Source organism: Halorubrum sp. PV6, assembly GCF_003990725.2.
GTDB lineage: Archaea > Halobacteriota > Halobacteria > Halobacteriales > Haloferacaceae > Halorubrum.
In genome coordinates this window covers 2,357,480-2,378,820 of sequence record NZ_CP030064.1, presented here as the reverse complement: position 1 = coordinate 2,378,820, position 21,341 = coordinate 2,357,480, and the positions used below count along the sequence as shown (strand labels likewise).

Here is a 21,341-nt window from a genome sequence, read left to right as displayed (position 1 = left end):
AGGGTTCGTTACGCCGCGAGCGGCCCGCAGGCGCGTCCGCGACGGTCACGTCGTCTCGTCGCTGTCGCGTTCGGCCGTCCGCCCGTCGCTCGCTCGCTCTCGCCATCCCGTCGCCTCGTCGATCCGGGCGAACGCCTCGCGCTCGGCCGGGCCGCCACACCGCTCGACGACCTCCCCGAAGTATCGCAGTCGGTCCAGCAGCGCCGCCGTCTCGAACCCCGGCACGTCGAGCCGGGAGGCCGCCACCGTGGCGTCGACGACCGCGCCGAACCCGCGGTTCACCGTCGGCACCCGCTCGCTCACGACCGCGTGCTCGGCCGGGTCGAGCGCCCACGTCCGGATCGTGGTGTCGCCCTCGCGTTCGCTGTCGACCGCCTCGACGGTCACCTCGACCCACGCGTCGGCGGTCGGGAGCACGGGGTCGTCGACCTCGCGGACCGTCAGCGCGGCGTCGACGAACGTCCGGGGATCGCTCGTGAACTGGACGACGCCCTCGCCGCGCGCCTCGAAGTTCCGCCAGGTCCGCGTGCGCCCGTACGTCCGCGCGGTGACGGGATCACTCGGGCCGTCCGGAGCGTGGAGCCCGAGCGCCGCGACGTTCCACCGGTCGTTCGGCCCGAGCGTCGTCACGACGGACTCGGTGACGCCGCGGAGACCGACCGGCCAGCCGGGGAGCGTGAGAGCTCCGTCGTCGCGCTCGCTCACGGCGCCACCTCCGCCCCGCGCCGGAGGGCGACGTACAGCGCCGCACAGGTGATGTCCGCGGTGGTACCGGGGTTTATCCCCGTGTCGACGAAGTCGGCCGCCACCGACTCGGCGGCGTCGAGGTCGGCCTCGTGGACCGCGGCGTCGTCGATGGCTCCAACCCCGGACAGCGCCTCCACGCGCTCGTCCGGTCCCCCGAGCAACTCAGCCGCCCGCTCGCTGGCTTCGCGCGCGACCGCCGGGTCGTGCGTCGTCGCCACGAGCGTGTCCGGTTCGGCCGCGAGCAAGCCGAGGAACGCGCGGGCCGCCCGGTCGGTCAGCGGGCCCGCGTCGCGCTCGATCCACCCGGCCGCCCGGAACGTCCGCGGGAACCCCTCGACCCACTCTCGGGCGTTGCGGTCGGGGACGCGGTCGTCGGCGGTGGCCTCGCCGGACTCGTCGGGGTCGGCCGCGCTCGCCGGATCGGCCGACAGCGCCATCACGTCCCGGAGCGTCGCCCCTCGCTCGCGGAGCGCGGGGGCCGCGTCGCTTCCGCGCCGCACGTCGAGGTCGGCGGCGCCCGGCGGCGGTGCCTCGACCGCGACGCCGACGTGCTCGAAGGCGCGGTAGAAGTCGACGGCGTCCTCGACGGTCGTCGCCTCGGTCACCCTCTCGACGCGCTCCGGGGAGAGATCGTCGCCCGTCGCCCCGGCCTCGACGCTCGCGCGCACCAGCGGGGCGAGCAGGAGGAGACAGCCGAACTGGGCGTTCGTCCCCGCCCGCGCCGCCATCCCGGCGACGGCGCGCTCGAAGGCCCGACCGATCCGGGCCGCACCGTCGCGCTCGGCGGCCAGTTCCAGCCCCTCGCGGGCGCCGACCGCCCCGCCGAGGAACGTCTCGAAGCGGAGGTCCGCGAGGTCTCGGTTCCGGTCGACGTTACCGGGCTTCGGCGTCCCGGCCACTTCGAGTAAGAGCGCGAGGGTCGCGTCGTCGACGGCCCGCCGCCCGAGTTCCTCGGTCCCCGTCTGGGTCGAGTCGGAGGTCACGGCCGCGCCTCCGACCGGGGCCGGTCCGCCGGGGCTGGCAACGTCCCCTCGCGCCACGCGGCCACGGCGTCGGCGATCCGCGAGAGGGCCGCCGGGCGGTCGCTCGGCCGCCCGACGCTCACGGCGTCCGCGCCGTACGCGGCGTACTCGGCGACGGTCTCCGCCCCCCGGACCCCGTTGTTCGCTATCACCGTGAGCCCGTCCCGCGGTCGATCGGAACCGTCGGCCGCCCGCCCCGCAGTTATCGCCGAGACGACCGCCTCCGAGTCCATCGCGTCGACGTGGAGCCAGTCGGCGCCCGCATCGGCGACCGCGTCCGCGACGGCGACGAGGTCGACGCCGGGCACCTCGGCGCGCACCTTGACGCTCGTCGTCGCCCCCGTCTCGCTCGCGGCGGCCACGTACTCTCCGAGTCGGTCCGGGTCGCGGAGCAGCGACTCGCCGCAGCCGACCGCGCGGAGTTCGGGCTGTCGGCAGTGGGCGTTCACCTCGCAGATCGCGTCGCGCTCGGCACAGCGCGCCGCCGCCTCGCGGATCGAGGCGACGGTCGCGCTCCGGACGTTGACGCCGGGACGGACCGGGACCGCGGCGAGCCGGTCGAGCTGCCGGTCGATCCACGCGAGCGGCTCTTCGGGGAGGAACTCCGAGCGGTCGCGGGCGACGAGGTCGCGCGCGGCGGCCCGGCTGGCCGGGTCGAGCGCGATCCCCCCGAGCAGCGCGGCGTCGACGTGGGGGGCCGCGGCCCGCGCCCAGTCGGCGTCGGCCGCCCCGCTGAGGCTGGCGGCGACGAGGAACGGGGCCGGCTCCGCCCCCTCGGTCGGGGTCACTCCGTCACCCCCGCGTCGGAGCCCGTCACCGCGGCCAGCGCGCGCTCGCACGCCAGCGCGACGCGCTCGGCGTCGTCGGCGTCGTCGATACGCGTGTCGGTGCGTTCGACGTGGCGGTCGGGGAGGGCGGTCGGATCGTCGTCGTCGAGGACGAATGCGTCGGCGAACGGGTACGCCTCGGCGACGCCCGCGGTCGAGGGGTCGCGACCGACGCCGGCCATGAGGTCGGCGGCGGGCCCGGAGAACACCTCGTCGCCCACGAACGGCGAGACGGCGACGACGGGGGTCGCCGACAGCGCCGCCTCGACGCCCGGCAGCGCCAGCAGCGGGCCGATGCTCGTCACGGGGTTCGAGGGGCCGATCACGACGGGCGCGTCGAGCGCGGCCTCGACCGCCGGGGTCGGCGTCGCGGCCTCGGCGCCCCGGAACTCGACGTCGGCGACCGCCGGTTCGGCCCGGTGGGCGACCCAGAACTCCTGGAAGTGCATCGTGTCGCCGTCCGTCGTGTGTATCAGCGTCGCGACCGGGTCGTCGGACATCGGGAGGAGGTCGACGTCGAGGTCGAACGCGGCCGCGAGCGTCCGGATCGCCTCGGTCAGCGTGCGCCCCTCGTCGAGGAGGCTCGTCCGCGTGACGTGGACCGCGCGGTCGCGGTCGCCGATCTCCATGAACTCGCCGACGCCAGAGAAGCGCCGCCAGCGAGCGATCTCGCGTCCCGCGGTCTGCGCCTCGTCGTCGAGGTACCGGGGACCGGTTTCGGCGTCGACCGCGTCCGCGAGCCGCCGGAGTTCGTCGTGGGTCGCCGTCGTGTCGCCTTCGATCCCCCACCACAGGTCGCGGTCGAGGACGCCGCCGCCGGCGAACAGCACGGTGTCGACGTCGGGGCAGACGAGGTGGCCGCCGAGTTCGACGTCGTCGCCCGTGTTGGCGACGACCGCGATCTCCGAGGGGTCCCACACGCGGGTCGCCCCGTCGAGGAGTTTCGGCGTTCCCGTCCCGCCGGCGAGGAACGTAACCATACGCGGGCAAGGCGGCCGGCGGGTTTGTATCCTCGGCTCCGCGGGCGTCGGGGCGGCCCGGCGTGCCCCGAGCGGAGCTGCGTATCAATAACCGCCGCCGCGCCGCCGATTACTTATAAGCGATACTCGTCTGCATCGCGTCGGTGTTGAACGCGCCCCCGGCCTCGTCCGCTCCGAGAACGATGACGCCGGCGCCCGATCCGGTGATCTCCTCGAACTCGTCGATGGCTCGCTCGGCCGCCGCCTGCGCGTCCAGCCCGTCTTCGAGGTGTCCCACGGCCCGCCGCGAGAGCGTCACGCGGGCGATGTCCTCGCCGGCGCCCGTCGCGCTCGCGCCGCCCGCCTCGGTACAGAAGAAGCCCGAGCCAACCTGCGGCACGTCGCCGACGCGCCCAGCGAGCGCGAACGAGCGACCGCCCGTCGACGTCGCCGCGGCGAACGTCTCGCCGTCGGTCGCGACCGCGCCGACCGTGTCGTGATCGGGCGCGTCGCGCTCCGAGCGCCCGCCCGCCTGATCGCCGCCCGACCCGAACCGCGTCGCGAGCCAGTCGAGGTGCGCCCGCGGCCCGCCATCCGGCGGGTCCGCTTGCTCGTATCGCTCCCGCTTCTCGTCGGTGAGGAGGTCGACCCCGGTTTCGATCCCGAACTCGTCGGCGAGGGCGACGGCGTGGGAACCGGAAACGAGGACGTGCGGCGTCTCCGCGTGAACCACGCGCGCGACGCTGGCCGCGTGTTCCACGCCGGGCATCGAGCAGGCCGCCCCGACCTCGCGGTCGGCCGTCATCACGCCGGCGTCCGTGCGGACGACCCCGTCGGTCTGGACCGCGCCGCCGACGCCGGCGTTGAACCGCGGGTCCGATTCGAGCACGCCGAGCGCCGCCTCGACCGCGTCGAGGGGCGTGTCGGCGTCGACGCCGCACCGGGTCGCTTCGTCGAGCGTCGCCCGCCTGGCCTTCGGTTCGTCCGGGCGCCCGCCGGCGCCGCCGTGAGCGATGACGCGCATACGCCGACGTGTCGCGGCGCCCGGATAAGCGCGCGGAAAGCGGGCCCCTCGACCGCGTCGGTCCCCGAAAGAGGTATGCACGCCGCTCGGAGAGTCGTCACCACGTGACCGACCGCCGAGACGACGACGACGACGACGCGCGACCCCCGACAGCGTCGGCGTCGGCGGGCGCGGCCGACGGTTCGCGCGGACGCTCACCCGCGCTCGGTGCCGCGGTCCGACGCCGCCTCGGAATCGACGTGCGCGCGCTCGCCGTCGTCCGGATCGCGCTCGGCGTCCTCCTCCTCGTCGACCTCGCGCTGCGCTCCCGGAACCTGACCGCCTTTTATACCGACGCCGGCGTCCTCCCGCGCGCGCTGCTCGTCGAGTCGTACCCGCTCGCGGGAGCCTCGCTGTACGCGCGCTCGGGCGAGCCGTGGGCTGTCGCCGCGCTGTTCCTCCTCGCCGCGGTCGCCGCCGTCGCGCTCGCGGTCGGCTATCGGACGCGGGTCGCGGCCGCCGTCTCGTTCGTCCTCCTGGCGTCGCTGCAGGCGCGGAACCCGTTCGTGCTCAACGCCGGCGACACGCTCTTCTGGCAGCTGCTCGGGGTGGGCCTGCTGTGTCCGCTCGGCGCTCGGTGGTCGGTCGACGCGGTCCGGAACGCCCGGTCGACGACCGCGAGGAACCCGGAGGCGCGCCGGTTCGCCGGCCCTCGGTCGGCCCTGCTCCTGATCGTCGTCCTCGTCGTCTACGTCTCGAACGCGGTCGTGAAGCTCCGCGGCGAGGCGTGGCCCGCGGGCGAGGCGGTCGGGACCGTCTTCCGGCTCACGTACCTCCACGGCCCGCTCGGGGGGCTCGTCCCCAAGAGCCCGGCGCTGCTTACGGCCGCCACCTACGGCTGGCTCGCGCTCCTCCTCGCCTCCCCGCTGCTCGTCGCGGCCACCGGGCGCGTTCGGACGACGCTCGCCGGCGCCCTCGTCGCCGCTCACCTGTCGATGGCGCCCGCGCTGCAGATCGGCGTCTTCCCGCTGGTGTCGGCGACCGCGCTGGTGGCGTTCTTCCCGCCCCCCGTCTGGGACCGGATCGAAGCGGCGGCGGCGCCGGCCATCGAGCGGTGTCGGTCGACGGCCGAGCGCGGGCTCGCGTCGGCGGTCGGCGCCACGGCCGCGGCCCGCCCCGGTTTAAAAGCGCTCCCGGACCGAGCGACTCGCGGCCGGGTCCTCGACGCCGTCGCCGCGGTCCTCCTCGTCGCGCTGCTCGCGTGGACGGCCACGGGGCTCGGGCTCGTCGACGCGCCGGAGCCGGTCGCGGCGGTGTCGGACCCGGCCGAAAGCGACTGGGACATGTTCGCGCCGGAGCCGCCGTCGACCGACGCCCGCGTCCTCGCGACGGCGACGACCGCGGACGGCGACCGGATCGACGCGCTGTACGGCGACGCGGTCGCGGCGGACCGGCCCCCCTCCGACGCTCGGGGCTACCCCACCGCTCGCTGGCGGAAGCACGTCTCGCTGCTCGCGACGGCCGACGCCGAGCGCGTCGACGCGACCCTCGCGCACCTCTGTGATCGCGCGACAGGGCCCGCCGGCGCGGCGTCGTCGGTGACGCTCTCCGTCGTCGAATTCGACCCCGACACTCGCCGAGTGGTCGACCGCCGCGACCTCGGCGCGCGACGGTGTCGGTGACTCTCTCGGGCGAGCACGCCGCGCCGCCGACCGACACTTATCAACCCCCCGCCCGAATCGGTCGACGTGACTGCCACGGACCAGGATCGCCCGCCGATATCCGTCCTCCTCCCGACCGTGCGCTGGACCGGCGCCTGCGACGAGGTGGCCGGCCAACTCGGCGCGCGGGACGAACTGCTTGTCCTCTGTGACACCGACGACGACCCGGTCGCGGACCGCCGCGGGACGACGCCGGACGGCGTCCGGATCGTCCTCGCCGCCGAGCCCGAGGGCTGTTCCGGGAAGGCGAACGCCATCGCGGCGGGGATGGAGGCGGCCGCCCACGATCGTATCGTCTGGACGGACGACGACTTCGCGCACCCGGACGACTGGCTCGCGACGCTCAACGCCGACTACGAGCGACGCGGACCGACGACGGAAGTCCCCGTCTTCGTCGGAAAGGACCCGCTCTCCAGACTCTTCGAGCCTGCGTACGCGATCGGCGGGACCGCCGCGGTGTTCGCCGGCGGCATCGCCTGGGGCGGCGCGGTGGTCTTCGAGCGCGACGACCTCGCTCGCCCCGAATCGGTCTCCGACGCCGCCGCGGCCGCCGCCGGTCCGGAGGCGGCGCTCCTCGCCGACCTCAGGCGGACCGTCAGCGACGACGGGACGCTCACCGAGTACCTCGACGTGACGGCCGCAGACCGGACGCGGACCGTCCCCGCGGGCGGCTCGATCCGGGGCTCGGTCGAGCGGTTCGTCCGGTTCTTCCGGATCGTCCGGTTCCACGCCCCTCGCGCGGCCGCGTTCGACGTCGCCTTCGCCGTCTCGTCCGCCGTCCTGTGTCTGCTCGCGCCGGTGGTCGGGGCCGGGCTCGTCACCGCCATCGCGGCCGCCGTGTACGCCCGGTTCGGGGTTCGCCGGGCGACGTTCCTGCTCGCGTTCCCGTCGGTCCTCGTCTCGCCGCCGCTGCTCGCGTACGCGCTCGCTCGGCGGACCTTCGTCTGGGGTGGCCGCCGCTACCGATGGCGCTCGCTGTTCGACGTGGAAGTACTTCCCGTGTGATATCGCTGCTACCGGCGGATTCCCGTTGATACGGCGGCTACAAACAAAGCGGCAGGCACTTTACGCGGGTCCGTCAACGCACGGACGTTCATGAGCTACGATAAAGTCGACGTCCCCGACGACGGCGAGGCCATCACGCTCGCCGACGAGGAAACCGGCGAGCTGAACGTCCCCGAGAACCCGATCATCCCGATCATTCACGGCGACGGGATCGGTACCGACGTCGGACCGGCCGCACAGAAGGTACTCGACGCGGCCGCAGAGGCGACCGGCCGCTCCATCGCGTGGATGCGCGTCTACGCCGGCTCCAGCGCCCGCGAGATGTACGACGAGAACCTCCCCGAGGACACCGTCTCGGCCATCCGCGACCACCGCGTCGCGATCAAGGGCCCGCTGACGACCCCCGTCGGCGCCGGGTTCCGCTCGCTGAACGTCGCGCTCCGCAAGACGCTCGACCTGTACGCGAACGTCCGCCCGACCTACCACCTCGACGGCGTCCCGTCGCCCGTCAAAAACCCCGAGGCGATGGACATGATCACCTTCCGCGAGAACACGGAAGACGTGTACGCCGGCATCGAGTGGGAGGCCGGCACCGACGAGTCCGAGGAGGTACGCGACTTCTTAGAACAGGATATGGATGTCGCCGACGTGATCCACGACGGACCGGTCGGCATCGGCGTCAAACCCATCTCCGAGTTCGGCTCGAAGCGCCTCATCCGCGAGGCGGTCGACTACGCGCTCGCGAACGACCGCGACTCGGTCACGCTCGTCCACAAGGGGAACATCATGAAGTTCACCGAGGGCGCGTTCCGTGACTGGGGCTACGAGGTCGCAGAAGAGGAGTACGGCGACGACGTCATCACCGAAGACCAGCTCTGGGAGGAGCACGACGGCGAACAGCCCGAGGGCACGCTCGTCGTGAAAGACCGCATCGCGGACAACATGCTCCAGCAGCTGTTGACCCGCACCGACGAGTACTCCGTCATCGCGACGATGAACCTCAACGGCGACTACATGTCCGACGCCGCCGGCGCACAGATCGGCGGCCTCGGCATCGCACCCGGTATCAACCGCGGCCACGGTCGCTGTCTCGCCGAGCCGGTCCACGGCTCCGCGCCCAAGTACGCCGGCGAGGACAAGGTCAACCCCACCGCCATGATCCTCTCCGGCCGCGAGATGCTCGATTACCTCGGCTGGTCCGACGCCGCGGACCTCGTGCGCGACGCCGTCGAAGAGACCATCTCCTCGGGTCAGGTCACCTACGACCTCCACCGACAGATCGAGGGCGGCGAGAAGCTCGCGACCAGCGAGTTCGCCGACGCCGTCGTCGAGAACATCGAACAACTGTCGTAGACCGCCCTTCGAGCGCTCGGAAATCTTTCGTTTCCGAGAACGTCGACGACCTCGCCTGAGCGCGGTCTCCGACACGCTGGGTATTTTTCCGCGCCGTCTCCGGAGCCGTCTCTGACCCGATTCGCTCTGCCCCCAGACATGTCACCACTGCCCACTCGTCGGCCCGCCCGGCCGAGCGACCGTCCGGCGGATCGACCGTCGCGAGTTACTGTGAGCTCGACTATCGAGCGCGATTTCACACCTTTCGGTAAAATACGCACCTGTGTTTCGCAGTACCGTCTCGGTGGTCGATCACGAACGATCTTTTGTAATATCCTCAGGTATTTATGTTCGTACTCGCATTTGACTATCGTATGTCTTCACACCGAACACGACGGAAGTTCCTGAAAGCGACGGGCGTCGCTGGCGTGGCCGCACTGGCCGGCTGTAGCGGAAACGGCGGCGACGGCGGGGACGGCGGCGACGGTGGCGACTCGAACCGTCTGAGCTGGCACGCCGGCGGTACCGGCGGCACCTACTACCCGCTCTCGAACGAGTTCAAGACGGTCGTCGAGGCCAACACCGACTTCTCGCTCAACGTCCAGTCGACGGGCGCCAGCGTGGAGAACGTCGGGAGCCTCGCGGACGGCTCCGCCGACTTCGCGCTGATCCAGAACGACGTCGCCTCGTTCGCGAAGAACGGGACCGGCATCGACGCCTTCCAGGACGAACCGATCGAGAGCCTCCAGGGCGTCGCGACGCTGTACCCGGAGACCATCACGCTCGTCACGCTCGCCGAGAACGACATCTCCTCGGTCGGCGACCTCAGCGGCGCCACGATCAACACCGGCGACCTCGGCTCGGGGACGCAGGTCAACGCGAACCAGATCCTGGAGTCGCTCGGCATCTCCGACTACAGCGAGCAGAACGCCGGCTTCTCGCAGGCGTCCGAACAGCTCGCGAACGGCGACATCGACGCGGCCTTCGTCGTCGGCGGCTGGCCGGTCGGTGCCATCGAGGACCTCGCGAACACGAACGACATCCAGATCGTTCCGATCGCCGGCGACAACCGCGAGGCCGTCAAGTCCGACGCCTCCTGGTTCGCCAACGACACCATCCCGGCGGGCACGTACAGCGGCGTCGACGAGGCCGTCGAGACCGTCGCCGTGCAGGCGATGATCGCGACGAACGCCGACGTTCCGGCCGACACCGTCGAGACGGTCACGGCGGCCATCTTCGACAACGTGGGCGACCTCTCGATCAAGACCGACTTCATCACCGCCGACAGCGCGCAGGACGGGATGTCGATCGAACTGCACGAGGGCGCTGCGGCATACTTCGACGCCTAACTCACGCCGTCGTGAGCTGACTCGACCCGCCGTCTCGTCGCGGGTCGTTTCGCAACCGTTTCAAACTCGATCACACCACAATCACCCGAAACCATGGGTCACCTTTCTCGCTCGGTCGCGGGCGCCGCGCTCCTCGCAGCCGTGGTGCTCGTCGTCGGCGTGGCGGCGACGGCGCCGGCGGGAGACGTCCTCGTCGTCGAGGACACCGAGACGGGTGAACAGTACCTCTCGGAGCCGGTCGACTCCGGGAGCACCGTCGCGCTGGAGTACACCCACAGCGTCGAGAAGTCGCGCGTGTACGACGAGTACCGCGTCGACGGCGAGACGCTCGTGAACACGCGGATGGAGTTCGAGTCGTACGGGTGGGGGCTCCCCGCGCGCGTCAACGTCACGAACGTCAACGGGACCCTGGTGTACGACCCCGCGGAGCCGATCACGGAACTCGAACGCCTCTCTGTCTCGCCCGGCCGGATAGCCGGTCACACGCTGATCGTCGACGGGCGGGAACACGACCTCGTCGCGGTCAGCAACGGTAACGACGTCACGCTTCACATCGAACGACGCTCGATCCTTGAGATGACCCTATGACTACGACTCACCGAACCGACGGCGGCACCGACGACCCGAACGATGGCGGCCCGCGAGACCCCGGTGGGCCCGCCGCTCCCGGCACGGACGCGCCGCCGGACGACGAGGCCATCTCCCGCGAGGAGGCCGACGAACTGATAGACGAGATCGAGCGCCGCCGCTCGCTCCAGGGCGCCGCGGCGGTGGCGGTCGCGGCCATCGGCATCCTGTTTTCGGTGTTCCAGCTGTTCCTCGCCGCCCGCAGTTTCACCTTCACGGTGTGGCTGCCCACCGTCGAGATCGCCGGACTCTCGCTGTCGCCGGTGCGGGTGTCGCTCCAGCTCCTCCAGGCGAACGCGATCCACGTCTCCTTCGCGCTCGTGCTCACGTTCCTGCTGTTTCCGGGGAGCATGGGCGACGGGTTCGTCGCGAGGAACCTCGGCCGCGTCGTGCCGGGGCTCGCCCAGCGGCTCGGTTCGAACAGCCCGATCACGCGGCTGGCCGCCGGCGTCCGGTCGGTCTTCCGATGGGCGTTCCTCGATCCGGACCGCCAGCGGGTGACGCCGTTCGACCTCGTGTGTATCGCGGCGGCGATCCTGTCGGCGCTGTACTTCCTCACCGAGTTCGCGGAGATCCAGAACATGCGCGTCTTCGGGATCGACTCGGGGCGCCCGATTACCGAGGTGTACGCCTTCCTGCAGCCGCTCCTCGGCGGCGTGCCGTTCGTGAGCGAGTACTCGTACGCGATGGCGCTCGGCGCCATCGGCGTGTTGCTCGTCTTGGAGGCCACGCGTCGCACTCTCGGGGTCCCGCTGATGATCATCGTCGCCACGTTCATCGTCTACGCCCGGTGGGGGTACCTCATCAGCGGGAGCACGCCCTTCCTCGGGCTGCTCGCGATTCCGGAACTCACCTGGCCGGACATCGTGCAGAACCTCTGGTATAACACCGAAAACGGTGTCTTCGGGATACCGGTCACCGTCTCGGTGAGCTTCATCTACATCTTCATCCTCTTCGGCTCGTTCCTCGAGATGAGCGGGGCCGGCCAGTGGTTCATCGACCTCGCGTACGCGCTCACCGGGCGCCGCAAGGGCGGCCCGGCGAAAGCGAGCATCCTCGCCAGCGGCTTCATGGGGACCATCTCCGGCTCCTCGATCGCTAACACGGTCACGACCGGCGCGTTCACCATCCCGCTGATGAAGCGGTCGGGCTACTCGCCCGAGTTCTCCGGCGCCGTCGAGTCGTCCGCCTCCTCCGGTGGACAGATCCTCCCGCCCGTGATGGGCGCGGCCGCCTTCCTGATGGTGCAGTACACCGCGACGCCGTTCGCGGAGATCATCATCCTCTCGACGATTCCGGCGGTCGTCTTCTTCTTCGGCGTGTGGGTGATGGTTCACCTCAAGGCGGTCGAGCAGGACATCGGGGGCGTGGCCGCCGAGGACACGGTCGGCCTCGTCGAACACCTCAAATACGGCTGGTTCTACCTCGTTCCGATCGGGCTCCTCCTGTACTACCTCATCGTCGAGCGGCTCTCCGTCTCCCGGTCGGCGTGGTTCACGCTGGTGGCGCTCGTCGCGCTCATCGCCTTCATCGCCGCGTACAGCAAGGAGACGCGGCTCCGGCTCTTCGGCGTCCTCTCGGCCATCGTGGGCGTCGAACTGGCGAGTTACGTCGTCGCGGGCGTGCCCGTCCTCGGGCTCGTGACCGGCGCCGGCGGCGAGGGACTCTCACTCGTGGAGGCCGCGACCGCCGTCACGGCCGGCACCGAGTGGTACGTGATGTTGGCAGGCGTGGTGACGCTGCTCTCGCGGCCGAATCTGGACGCGTCGCTGCTCGAACTCAACCCCGAGATCCGCGAGACCGCGGAAGACCTCGGCGAGCGAACCGGGCGAGACCTGGGTGACAGCCAGCCGTTCAAGCTCGGAACCTTCGTCGTCAAATCGATGGACGAGGGCGCGCGAACCGCGGTTCCGGTCGTGATCGCGGTCGCGGCCGCGGGGATCATCCCCGGCGTCATCAGCGTCTCCGGCCTCGGACCGAACCTCACGTCGCTGCTGTTGGCGCTCTCCGGCGGCTCGAAGGTGATCATGCTGCTCGTGACGGCCATCGCGAGCATCATCCTCGGGATGGGGATGCCGACGACGGTCACCTACATCATCCTCATCTCGATGCTGGCGACGCCGCTCGTCCAGTTCGGGATTCCGCTGCTCGCCGCCCACCTCTACATCCTCTACTTCGGCGTCGTCGCCGACATCACGCCGCCGGTCGCGGTTGCGGCGTACGCGGCGAGCGGGGTTGCCAAATCCGATCCGTTCCAAACCGGCGTTCAGGCGTTCTCGCTGTCGCTAAACAAGGCGATCGTTCCCTTCGCGTTCGTGTTCGCGCCGGGGATCGTCCTGCTCAGAGAGATTCCGGGCATGACGGACGGCAAGCAGTATCAGGTGGTCGGCTTCTCCGACCTCGCCGAGCTGTCCTACTCGATCCCCGAGATACTCATTCCCGTCGTCGGGGTGTTCCTCGGGGTGATCGCGCTCGGCGCCACCGTCATCGGGACGCTGTACACCCGAGTCAGCCGACCCGCCCGAGCGGTGTTCGCGCTCAGCGCCCTGCTGTTGATGGCGCCGGGGATGCTCTCGGACCCCGTCTTCGACATCCTCGGGCTCCTCGGCGCCTCGGTCTCGGTCAACGCGCTCCTGTTGGATCTGGCCCTGCGCGGGATCGGATTCGTGCTGTTCGCGCTGTTCGCCCTCCGGAACCGGCGAGCGGCCGACCGCGACGGAGGCAGCGACGCGGGTGCGACCCTCGCCGGCGAGTCAGAGTCGGCGTAAGCGTCGCTCGCCGTGTTTCGTCCGCTGTGCGCTCATCGACTTCGCGGTTTTATTTAAATAGGACCAGCGCTCCTCGCGTCGGCACGCCGAGTCGCTCAGCCCAACCGCTCGTCCAGAATGAGCCGCGTCTTCGTCGATTTGACCTCGTCCATCTCGCGGGCCTGCGAGATGAGTTCGTTGACGGCGCGGGTGTCCACGGCGTCGACGACTAAGACCACGTCGTCCTCGCCGGACACCTGCCAGACGAAATCCACCTCCTCCCAGTCGACCATCCGCTCGCCGACGGCCGCGGTGTCGACGTTCATCTCCACCGAGATCTCGATCATCGCCTTCACGTTGCCGGTGCGGGTCGTGACGGTGAACCGCTCGATCACGCCCTCCTCCGTCATGCGGTCGACGCGGTTGCGCACCGTCCCCTCGGAGGTGCCGACGCGGTCCGCGATCTCCGTGTAGGGGGTTCGCGCGTCCCGCCGCAGTATCGAGAGGATCCGGCGATCGAGATCGTCCATACCTCTTCGTCTCGCTCCGCCGACTTACTCGTTACGAATATCGTAACGTATCTACGAACGACGCATTTATTACCCTATACACGTACGTTTCTCGTAATGTCGGACGCCTATATCGCGCTGGCTGACGGTCGCGTGCTCGAAGCGCGCGCTCGCTCGCCGGGGCGCACCCGCGGCGAACTGGTGTTTACGACCGCGTACACCGGCTACGAGGAGTCGCTTACCGACCCCTCCTACGCCGAACAGATCCTCACCTTCTCGTACCCGCTGATCGGGAACTACGGCGTCCGAACTGAACGGTTCGAGTCCGAGTCGGTCCAGCCCCGCGCGGCCATCGCCCGCGAGCTGACCGACGACGTGGCCGACTGGCTCGACGGCGAAGACGTGCCCGCGGTCGACCACGTCGACACCCGCGAAATCGTCACGACCGTCCGCGAGGAGGGCGCGATGGCCTGCGGGATCGCCGCCGGCCCCGACGTCACCCCCGAGGACGCGGTCGCGGAGATGGAGACGTGCGAGCCGATGAGCGACCACGTCGACATCGGCGCGCAGGTGTCGGTGTCCGAGCCGACCGTCCACGAGGGCGACGGCGTCGCCGACGTGGCGCTCATCGACTGCGGCGCCAAGGGCTCTATCATCACCTCGCTCACCGAGCGCGGCGCGGACGTCCACGTCCTGCCGTACGACGCCTCGCCCGAGGACGTGGCCGACATCGACCCCGACATCCTCTTCGTCTCGAACGGCCCCGGCGACCCGGAGAACTTCGTCGCGGCGCAGGCCGTCGTCGACGCCTTCGCCGGCGACCTGCCGATGGCCGGCATCTGTCTCGGCCAGCAGGTCATCACGAGCGCGCTCGGCGGTTCGACGGAGAAGATGATGTTCGGCCACCGCGGCGTCAACCAGCCGGTCAAGGACCTCCGCAGCGGCCAGGTCGTGATGACGACGCAGAACCACGGCTACACCGTCGCCGACACCGGCCCGCTTGAGGTGACGCAGGTGAACGTCAACGACGACACGGTCGAGGGCCTCGACAGCGCCGAACTCGACGTCATCACCCGCCAGTACCACCCCGAAGCAAACCCCGGCCCGCACGACTCCCTCGGCTTCTTCGACGAGGTGCTGGAGTTGGCGCGGTCCGCCCCGCCCGTCTCGGCCGACTGAGCGCCCGCCGACGGACTCCGCCCTCCGGCTGACCATCCGCGAGTACCACCCGGACGACGCCCGCGACCCCCGTTTTTCGCCGCTACCGTCGCTCGTCTGCGACCGGCGACGTTTTCTCCCGTCCGCTCGCAGTGTCGATCATGACGACGGAGATCCTCCTCACCAACGACGACGGTATCGACGCCGTCGGGATCCGGGCGCTGGCCGACGCGCTCGGTCGCGAGTACGACGTGACGGTGGTCGCCCCCAAGAGCAACCAGTCCGGTGTCGGCGGCGCGCGCTCGTGGTGGGACACGACCGTCGAGTACACGGAGACCGACGCGGGCTACGCGGTCGAGGGCACGCCCGCCGACTGCGTCGCCGTCGCGGAGGTGGCGCTCGGCCTCGACCCAGACGTGGTCGTCTCCGGCTGTAACCACGGCCCGAACATCGGCGCGCACATCCTCGGGCAGTCCGGCACGGTCGGCGCCGCGATGGAGGCGTCGTTCCTCGGGACCCCGGCGATCGCGGTGTCGCTGTACGACCGCGGGAACCTCCCCGTCCCGCCGACGCTCGACCACAGCGACTTCGCGGTCGCCGCGCGCGTCGTTGTCGACCTGATCGAGCGCGCGGAGCGCGGCGACGACGGCCTCGTCCTCCCCTTCGGGGCCGACGTGTTGAACGTCAACGTCCCCGCGGCCGGCGACGAGACGGCCGCCGACCCCACCTACCGGCTGACCGAGCCCGCGCGCGGCTTCGACGTCATCGAGTTCCACCCCGGCGACGCGCCGTCGGAACCCGAGAACGTCCCCGAGGGCTGGTCGGTCAACGAGCGGCGCGGCGAGATGGGCATGGAGCTCCGCGACCGCTTCTGGCGGGAGTTCCTCCGCGGCGACGTGGCCGACGACCCCGGCTCGGACCGGCTCGCGGTGATTGAGGGCGAAGTGAGCATCTCGCCGCTGTCGTCGTCCCGGTCGATCACCGGCGACCGCGCCGGCGAGGTGGTCACCGCTCCGGAGTCGGGCGCGTCCGCGAGTTCGCGGATCGAACAGGACTGACGCCGAGACAGCCGGTTACGCTCCGCTCACCGTCGCCGGTCCGGTCGGCGCGAACTGCCGGCGAACTCCGTTCCCAACCGACTGAGGTACCACACGACGACGAGCCCCAGCGCCGTTCCGGCGCCGAGCGCCGCGAGGAGTTCGAGCGGGGAGGGGTCGAACTGGAGCGAGATGAGCGGCGGCGACGTCGCCACGATGAGCAGAATAACGAGTTTTATTCGCCGGTTGCCGGCGTCGCGCTCCGATTCGGTTATCGGTCCTACCACGTCGACCCCCTCGTCTGCCGCGCCCGGCCGTCGGTCGCTCCCGTGTCCATAGCCGCACAACGGTTCGCCCCGATATCAACCCGGCGGAGCCGGCGCACGGCGGCCTCAGAGGTTGTCTTGCTAGCAGATCGCATATCTACGTTATCGAGCGGTAATAAGCCTCTCGACCGTTCACGGCGACGCGGCGGTCCTCGCGGCGTGAACGGTCTCGACGATTTAGGTGGGTCCGGCGCCACGGCTTCGATACCCCTACCCGCGGCCCCGCGGCGCTCGCGCCCCCGCGAGCCGCCTCCGCGACCGCCGTTCCGCGGCGTTTTTGAGCCGACCCCGACAACCGACCGGCATGGACGACGAACTCCGCGAGCGCGCCGAGGCGGCCGCCGAGACCGCCGCGCTGTTTAACGCGCTCAAACACGGCAACGACCCGGACGTGGGCGCCATCATGGGCCCGCTCATGGGCGAGAACCCCGACTTCCGACCGCACGGCGACGAGATCCCCGGCGTCGTCGCGCCGGTCGTGAACCGGGTCGCCGACATGGACGAAGCCGAGCGTCGCGACCGCCTCGGCGAACTCGCGCCCGACCGCCTCGCGGCGCTGGAGGCCGACGACGAGACGGACGACCACGTCCTCCCCGAGCTGCCGAACGCCGAGGACGGCGCAGTCGTGATGCGCGCCGCCCCGAACCCGAACGGTCCGTGGCACGTCGGCCACGCGCGCATGCCCGCCGTCATCGGGACGTACAAGGAGCGGTACGACGGCGAGCTCATCTGCCGGTTCGACGACACCGACCCGGAGACGAAACGACCCGATCTGGACGCGTACGACGCCATCTTGGAGGACATCGCGTACCTCGGCTTCGAGGCCGACCGCGTGCTGAAAGCCTCCGACCGGCTGGAGACGTACTACGACCACGCCCGCGACCTGATCGACCTCGGCGGCGCGTACACCTGCTCGTGTTCCGGCGAGACCTTCTCGTCGCTGAAAAACGACGCCGAGCCCTGTCCGCACCGCGAGAAGGACGCCGAGACGGTCCACGAGGAGTTCGCCGCGATGGTCGACGGGGAGTACGACTCCGGCGAGATGGTCCTCCGCGTGAAGACCGACATCGAGCACAAAAACCCCGCGCTGCGCGACTGGGTGGCCTTCCGAATGATCGACACGCCGCACCCGCGCGAGGCGGCCGCGGACTACCGCTGCTGGCCCATGCTCGACTTCCAGTCCGGCGTCGACGACCACCTCACGGGCGTCACCCACATCATCCGCGGCATCGACCTCCAGGACTCCGCGAAGCGCCAGCGGTTCGTCTACGACTACTTCGACTGGGAGTACCCCGAGGTCCTCCACTGGGGCCACGTGCAGGTCGACGAGTACGACGTGAAACTCTCGACGTCGACGATCAAAGGCCTCATCGAAGACGGCGAGTTGACGGGCTGGGACGACCCGCGCGCGCCGACGATTCGGTCCATGCGCCGCCGCGGAATCCAGGGACAGGCGCTCGTCGACTCGATGACGGCGCTGGGGATGTCCACCTCCGACGTCGATCTGGCGATGTCGTCGGTGTACGCGAACAACCGGGACATCGTCGACGACGAGGCCGACCGCTTCTTCCTCGTCCGCGACCGCGAGGACGACCCGGCGGTCGAACTACCGGTCGTCGACGGCGGAGCGCCCGCGCCCGCGGCCGGCCACCCGCCCTTCCACCCCGACTTCCCGGACCGCGGCGACCGGGAGGTGCCCGCCGGTCGGGTCGTCGTCGAGTCGTCCGACCGTCCGCCCGAGGGCGAACGCGTCTGGCTCAAGGGGTACGGCTGCGTGCGCGACGAGGGCGACGAACTGGTCTTCGTCGACGCCGACATCGACGTGGTCCGCGACGGCGACGTGGACGTGATCCACTGGGCGCCGGCCGACGAGGGGCTCGCGACCCGCCTGCGGACGGTCTCCGGCGACGTGGTCGGCTACGCCGAGCCCGCGATAGCCGACGTCGAGCCCGACACCGTCGTCCAGTTCGAGCGCGTCGGCTTCGCTCGCATCGACGCGTTCGACCCCGAGGCGACCGACGAGGACGACGGTCCGGACGGCTCCGAGGACCTGCTGGCGTACTACGCGCACCCGTAGGCGAACGCGGTCCGGCCGGCCGCGGCGTCGCGGCCGCCCTTTTACCGAGCGAATCCCGTCGTCGGGGAGTTTAAACCCGCGACCGGCGAAACGAGGGCAACGATGGCCATCGACTCGAACTTCGAACAGAACCGGGAACAGGTCGGCGAGGAGGACGGCGTCGCCGTCTGGGGGCCGGTCGAACCGCCCGAAAAGCAGGGGATCCGCGGCACGCACGTCGCGGTCGACTTCGACATCTGTCTCGCCGACGGCGCGTGCCTGGAGGACTGCCCGGTCGACGTGTTCGAGTGGGTCGACACGCCCGGCCACCCCGAGTCGGAGCGGAAAGCGAACCCCGCCGACGAGGACCAGTGTATCGACTGTATGCTCTGTGTCGACGTCTGTCCGGTCGACGCCATCGACGTCGACCCCGGCCGCGCGAACCGGTTATAAGCGCGCCGCCGGCCGCGTGACCTACTTATAAATCCCGCTCAGTCACCGCGAAACCGCTCCCGCTCGCGCCGGGCGAACTCGCTCCCGTACCGTTCGACGAGCGGCTCGTAGGCGTCGCCGAGCGCGCGCATACAGGCGGCCGTCGAGACGTAGCCGAGCTCCTCGGCGACCGACTCCCACGGGCGGCCCTGTAACACCTTCCGGACGAGCAGGCGCGCCTCGCGCCCGTCGAGCGCCGGAACGCCCTCGATCAGCGCCGCGAGCGCGAGGTCCCGGAACGCGCCGGGCGCGCTGTCGTACATCCCCGGGCCGAACGACGCGCCGACGACCGAGCGCCACTCCCGCCGGGTGAGATCGATCGGCACCTCGGCCGAGCAGGCGCGGAGCGCGCCGGCGACCACATCGGGGTCCACGTCCCGGTGGGCGTCCGAGAGCCCGTCGCGCTCGCGGTCGCGGAAGGCGGTCGCGTTGCGGTCGAGCAGCGCCCGGCCGGCCCCCTCGCCGACGGGCCGTACCATGATCGCGGAGTGTTCGCCGGAGGCGTCGTTGCGCGACGTCGAGAGGTGGACCGTCCGGTAGCCGGCCCGCCGCCAGAAGCGGAGCAGGCGCGGGGTGGCGCCGTACCCGACGGAGAAGTAGTCGACCGCGCCGGCCTCCTCGCCGCCTCGACCCCGACCGAACTCCCCGTGTATCTCGTCGAGCAGCCGCGAGCCGAACCCCTCGTCTCTGCAGGCGTGGTGGGTCGCTATCCGGACCGTCCGGAGCCCGCGCGGCTCGGCCGCGTCCACGTCGCGGAGCTGGCTCGTGAGCACGTCCGGGACCATGTTGCCGCGGACGCGCTCGCCCTCGTACATCTTCCGGCGGGTGTCGGCGTCGAGGCCGCCCTCGCGAGCGAGCATGGCGACCGCGACCACTCGTCCGTCGTCGACGAGGGCTCTCGCGGTGAGGTTCGGCGCGTCGAGCAGCCGCGCGAGGTCGTTCGGCTCGGTGCGGTAGTGGGCGGCGACGAGCAGCCCGAACGCCTCGCGGAGCAGCGCCTCGTCGGCGAGCAGGTCGTCCGGCGCGACCGCCCGATACGTCGCCGTCTCGACCGTGCTGTCCGCGACAGCCGCGTCCACCGCCGGCCGCGCGTCGAGTAAGAGCGCGCGCGACGCCCACGCCTCCACCGGGTCGTTCCGGGCGTACCGGATCGGCTCGTCGAGGCGGACCTCCCGGACCGCGAACCGGCTGTCGCGCAGGCGGGATTTAAACCGGATCGCGAACCCGCGACCGGCGCCCTCGTAGCCGTGCACCGTCGTGCAGAACGCGACGGCGGGTGCGTCGAGGTACCGCTCCAGCAGGCGCACGGGGAGCGCCGCCGCCTCGTCGACGAGCACCGCGTCCGGGGCCGCGGGCAGGTCGGCGGCCGCGGCGGGCGGCAGGTACCGAACGCAGCCGCCGTCGGGCGCGTCGATCCGGCGCCGCTCCGCGTCGACGCTCGCTCCGATCAGCTCCGACGCGCGCGCGAACAGTTCGGCCGCGTTGCGAAACGCCGGCGCCGTGACTACCACGTCCTTGCCGGCGAGCGCGAGCGAGCCGGCCGCGAGCCCCGCCGCGCTCGATTTGCCGCGCCCGCGATCAGCCTCGACGACGACCGCGTGTCCCGGCGTCGAGAGCGACTCGAAGGCCCTCACCGCCCGCACCTGGTCGCCCGTGAGACACGCGTCGTAGGCGGCGGGCGGGAACGTCGCGTTCGGGGGGTGAGGCGGCGACTCCGCCCTCGGCTCGCTCTCCGGCTCGGTTCCCGCCGCCTCCGCGTCGGGCGCTCGGCCGACGCCGCCGTCGCGCTCGACGCTCGGGTGCCCGTCGGCTCCGCCGAGCGAGACGACGGCGATCCCCGGATGCGACCGGAGGGTCCCGACGAAGCGCTCTCGGAACCGGCCGGTCACGTCCTCGATTGTAAACGGCGGCACCGCGAGCGAGTCGTCGAACCGGTCGCGAACCTCGGGCCACGCGTCGAGGTCGGGCGTCAACAGGACGAGGAGCCCGCCGCCGTCGACCGCGCCGACGGTCCGACCGAGCGCGTTCGGGACGAACTGCTCGTGGCAGTCGACGACGACGACCTCGCGGGTGCGACCGAGGAGATCGTCGGCGCTCCGCGGGCGGTGTTCCTCGAAGCGGAACCCCTCTCGCGTGGAGACGACCGACACCGCGGGCGAGTCGTCGGCGTCGCCCGCTCCGTCGTCGACGACGGCTTCGATCGCGTCGTAGGCCGCGTCGAAGCCGCGGTCGCGGTCGCCGGCGAACACGAGGACGCGTCGCTCGTTCGCCCGCTCGGCCGCCCGCTTCGCGTCTCGCGCCAGCGTCGCGATCATCTTTGGTCTCCGTTTCCGGGGCGCGCGGATGTGTCTTGCCCTCTCCGCGCCCCGACAGGGTCGGAGCGGCGCGTTGCGACGCGCTCCGCGCGAGGCGGGAGGCTTACGG

Annotated in this window: 18 protein-coding genes; 10 read left to right on the top strand and 8 right to left on the bottom strand. The window is 71.1% G+C overall.

The genetic code is table 11. From position 1 onward, the window contains the following. Positions 1-45: 45 nt before the first annotated feature. The 5 genes from DOS48_RS25825 to DOS48_RS25805 form a co-directional block, all read right to left on the bottom strand. A complete protein-coding gene (locus DOS48_RS25825) occupies positions 46-705 on the bottom strand; it encodes a DUF447 domain-containing protein (protein WP_127118461.1) in 660 nt (219 codons plus the stop codon). After that, positions 702-1,730, bottom strand: coding sequence for a triphosphoribosyl-dephospho-CoA synthase (locus DOS48_RS25820; RefSeq protein ID WP_127118460.1), 1,029 nt, complete (start codon positions 1,728-1,730; stop codon positions 702-704). Before DOS48_RS25820 ends, DOS48_RS25825 begins: the two co-directional genes overlap by 4 nt. Further along, positions 1,727-2,557 (bottom strand): tRNA-dihydrouridine synthase, encoded by an 831-nt coding sequence (locus DOS48_RS25815; protein ID WP_127118459.1) that lies wholly within the window; start codon positions 2,555-2,557, stop codon positions 1,727-1,729. Before DOS48_RS25815 ends, DOS48_RS25820 begins: the two co-directional genes overlap by 4 nt. After that, positions 2,554-3,576: a 2-phospho-L-lactate transferase gene (gene cofD, locus DOS48_RS25810; protein ID WP_127118458.1), complete on the bottom strand. Its 1,023-nt coding sequence runs from the start codon at positions 3,574-3,576 to the stop codon at positions 2,554-2,556. The genes DOS48_RS25815 and cofD overlap by 4 nt, the downstream gene beginning before the upstream one ends. Before the next feature lie 109 nt (positions 3,577-3,685). Continuing rightward, complete coding sequence (locus DOS48_RS25805) at positions 3,686-4,579, bottom strand: isoaspartyl peptidase/L-asparaginase (RefSeq protein WP_127118457.1); 894 nt, start codon at positions 4,577-4,579, stop codon at positions 3,686-3,688. 104 nt (positions 4,580-4,683) lie between these two features. Here DOS48_RS25805 and DOS48_RS25800 point away from each other — a divergent pair, with 104 nt between their 5' ends. The 6 genes from DOS48_RS25800 to DOS48_RS25775 all read left to right on the top strand — a co-directional run bounded on the left by DOS48_RS25800 (position 4,684) and on the right by DOS48_RS25775 (position 13,360). Next, positions 4,684-6,240, top strand: coding sequence for an HTTM domain-containing protein (locus DOS48_RS25800; RefSeq protein ID WP_127118456.1), 1,557 nt, complete (start codon positions 4,684-4,686; stop codon positions 6,238-6,240). Between the two features lie 66 nt (positions 6,241-6,306). Further along, positions 6,307-7,284, top strand: a complete 978-nt coding sequence (locus DOS48_RS25795; RefSeq protein ID WP_127118455.1) for a glycosyltransferase — start codon at positions 6,307-6,309, stop codon at positions 7,282-7,284. Between the two features lie 90 nt (positions 7,285-7,374). Beyond that, a complete protein-coding gene (gene icd / locus DOS48_RS25790) occupies positions 7,375-8,637 on the top strand; it encodes an isocitrate dehydrogenase (NADP(+)) (RefSeq protein WP_127118454.1) in 1,263 nt (420 codons plus the stop codon). A gap of 353 nt (positions 8,638-8,990) precedes the next feature. Then, a complete protein-coding gene (locus DOS48_RS25785; RefSeq protein ID WP_127118453.1) occupies positions 8,991-9,965 on the top strand; it encodes a TAXI family TRAP transporter solute-binding subunit in 975 nt (324 codons plus the stop codon). A 93-nt stretch (positions 9,966-10,058) separates the two neighbouring features. Next, positions 10,059-10,553: a DUF1850 domain-containing protein gene (locus tag DOS48_RS25780; RefSeq protein WP_127118452.1), complete on the top strand. Its 495-nt coding sequence runs from the start codon at positions 10,059-10,061 to the stop codon at positions 10,551-10,553. After that, entirely contained in the window at positions 10,550-13,360 is a 2,811-nt protein-coding gene (locus tag DOS48_RS25775) for a TRAP transporter permease (RefSeq protein WP_127118451.1), read from the top strand. Before DOS48_RS25780 ends, DOS48_RS25775 begins: the two co-directional genes overlap by 4 nt. 95 nt (positions 13,361-13,455) lie before the next feature. On the opposite strand, the gene DOS48_RS25770 is transcribed toward DOS48_RS25775, so the two are convergent. Continuing rightward, positions 13,456-13,869 carry an Lrp/AsnC family transcriptional regulator gene (locus DOS48_RS25770; RefSeq protein ID WP_127118450.1) on the bottom strand — a complete coding sequence of 138 codons (414 nt, stop codon included), beginning with the start codon at positions 13,867-13,869 and terminating at the stop codon, positions 13,456-13,458. 96 nt (positions 13,870-13,965) lie between these two features. Here DOS48_RS25770 and carA point away from each other — a divergent pair, with 96 nt between their 5' ends. Both carA and surE read left to right on the top strand, forming a co-directional pair. Continuing rightward, on the top strand, positions 13,966-15,027 hold the full coding sequence (gene carA, locus DOS48_RS25765; RefSeq protein ID WP_127118449.1) for a glutamine-hydrolyzing carbamoyl-phosphate synthase small subunit: 1,062 nt from the start codon (positions 13,966-13,968) through the stop codon (positions 15,025-15,027). A 140-nt stretch (positions 15,028-15,167) separates the two neighbouring features. Beyond that, positions 15,168-16,064, top strand: a complete 897-nt coding sequence (gene surE, locus DOS48_RS25760; protein WP_127118448.1) for a 5'/3'-nucleotidase SurE — start codon at positions 15,168-15,170, stop codon at positions 16,062-16,064. Between the two features lie 26 nt (positions 16,065-16,090). On the opposite strand, the gene DOS48_RS25755 is transcribed toward surE, so the two are convergent. Further along, positions 16,091-16,330: a hypothetical protein gene (locus DOS48_RS25755; RefSeq protein ID WP_193309325.1), complete on the bottom strand. Its 240-nt coding sequence runs from the start codon at positions 16,328-16,330 to the stop codon at positions 16,091-16,093. 343 nt (positions 16,331-16,673) lie between these two features. Between DOS48_RS25755 and DOS48_RS25750 the strand changes: the two genes are divergently transcribed. Both DOS48_RS25750 and DOS48_RS25745 read left to right on the top strand, forming a co-directional pair. Then, positions 16,674-18,446, top strand: a complete 1,773-nt coding sequence (locus tag DOS48_RS25750) for a glutamate--tRNA ligase (protein ID WP_127118447.1) — start codon at positions 16,674-16,676, stop codon at positions 18,444-18,446. A gap of 102 nt (positions 18,447-18,548) precedes the next feature. Beyond that, positions 18,549-18,878, top strand: coding sequence for a ferredoxin family protein (locus DOS48_RS25745; protein ID WP_127118446.1), 330 nt, complete (start codon positions 18,549-18,551; stop codon positions 18,876-18,878). A 38-nt stretch (positions 18,879-18,916) separates the two neighbouring features. Here the strand turns inward: DOS48_RS25745 and tmcA are convergent, their stop codons facing one another. Continuing rightward, a complete protein-coding gene (gene tmcA / locus DOS48_RS25740) occupies positions 18,917-21,232 on the bottom strand; it encodes a tRNA(Met) cytidine acetyltransferase TmcA (RefSeq protein ID WP_127118445.1) in 2,316 nt (771 codons plus the stop codon). Positions 21,233-21,341 lie beyond the last annotated feature (109 nt).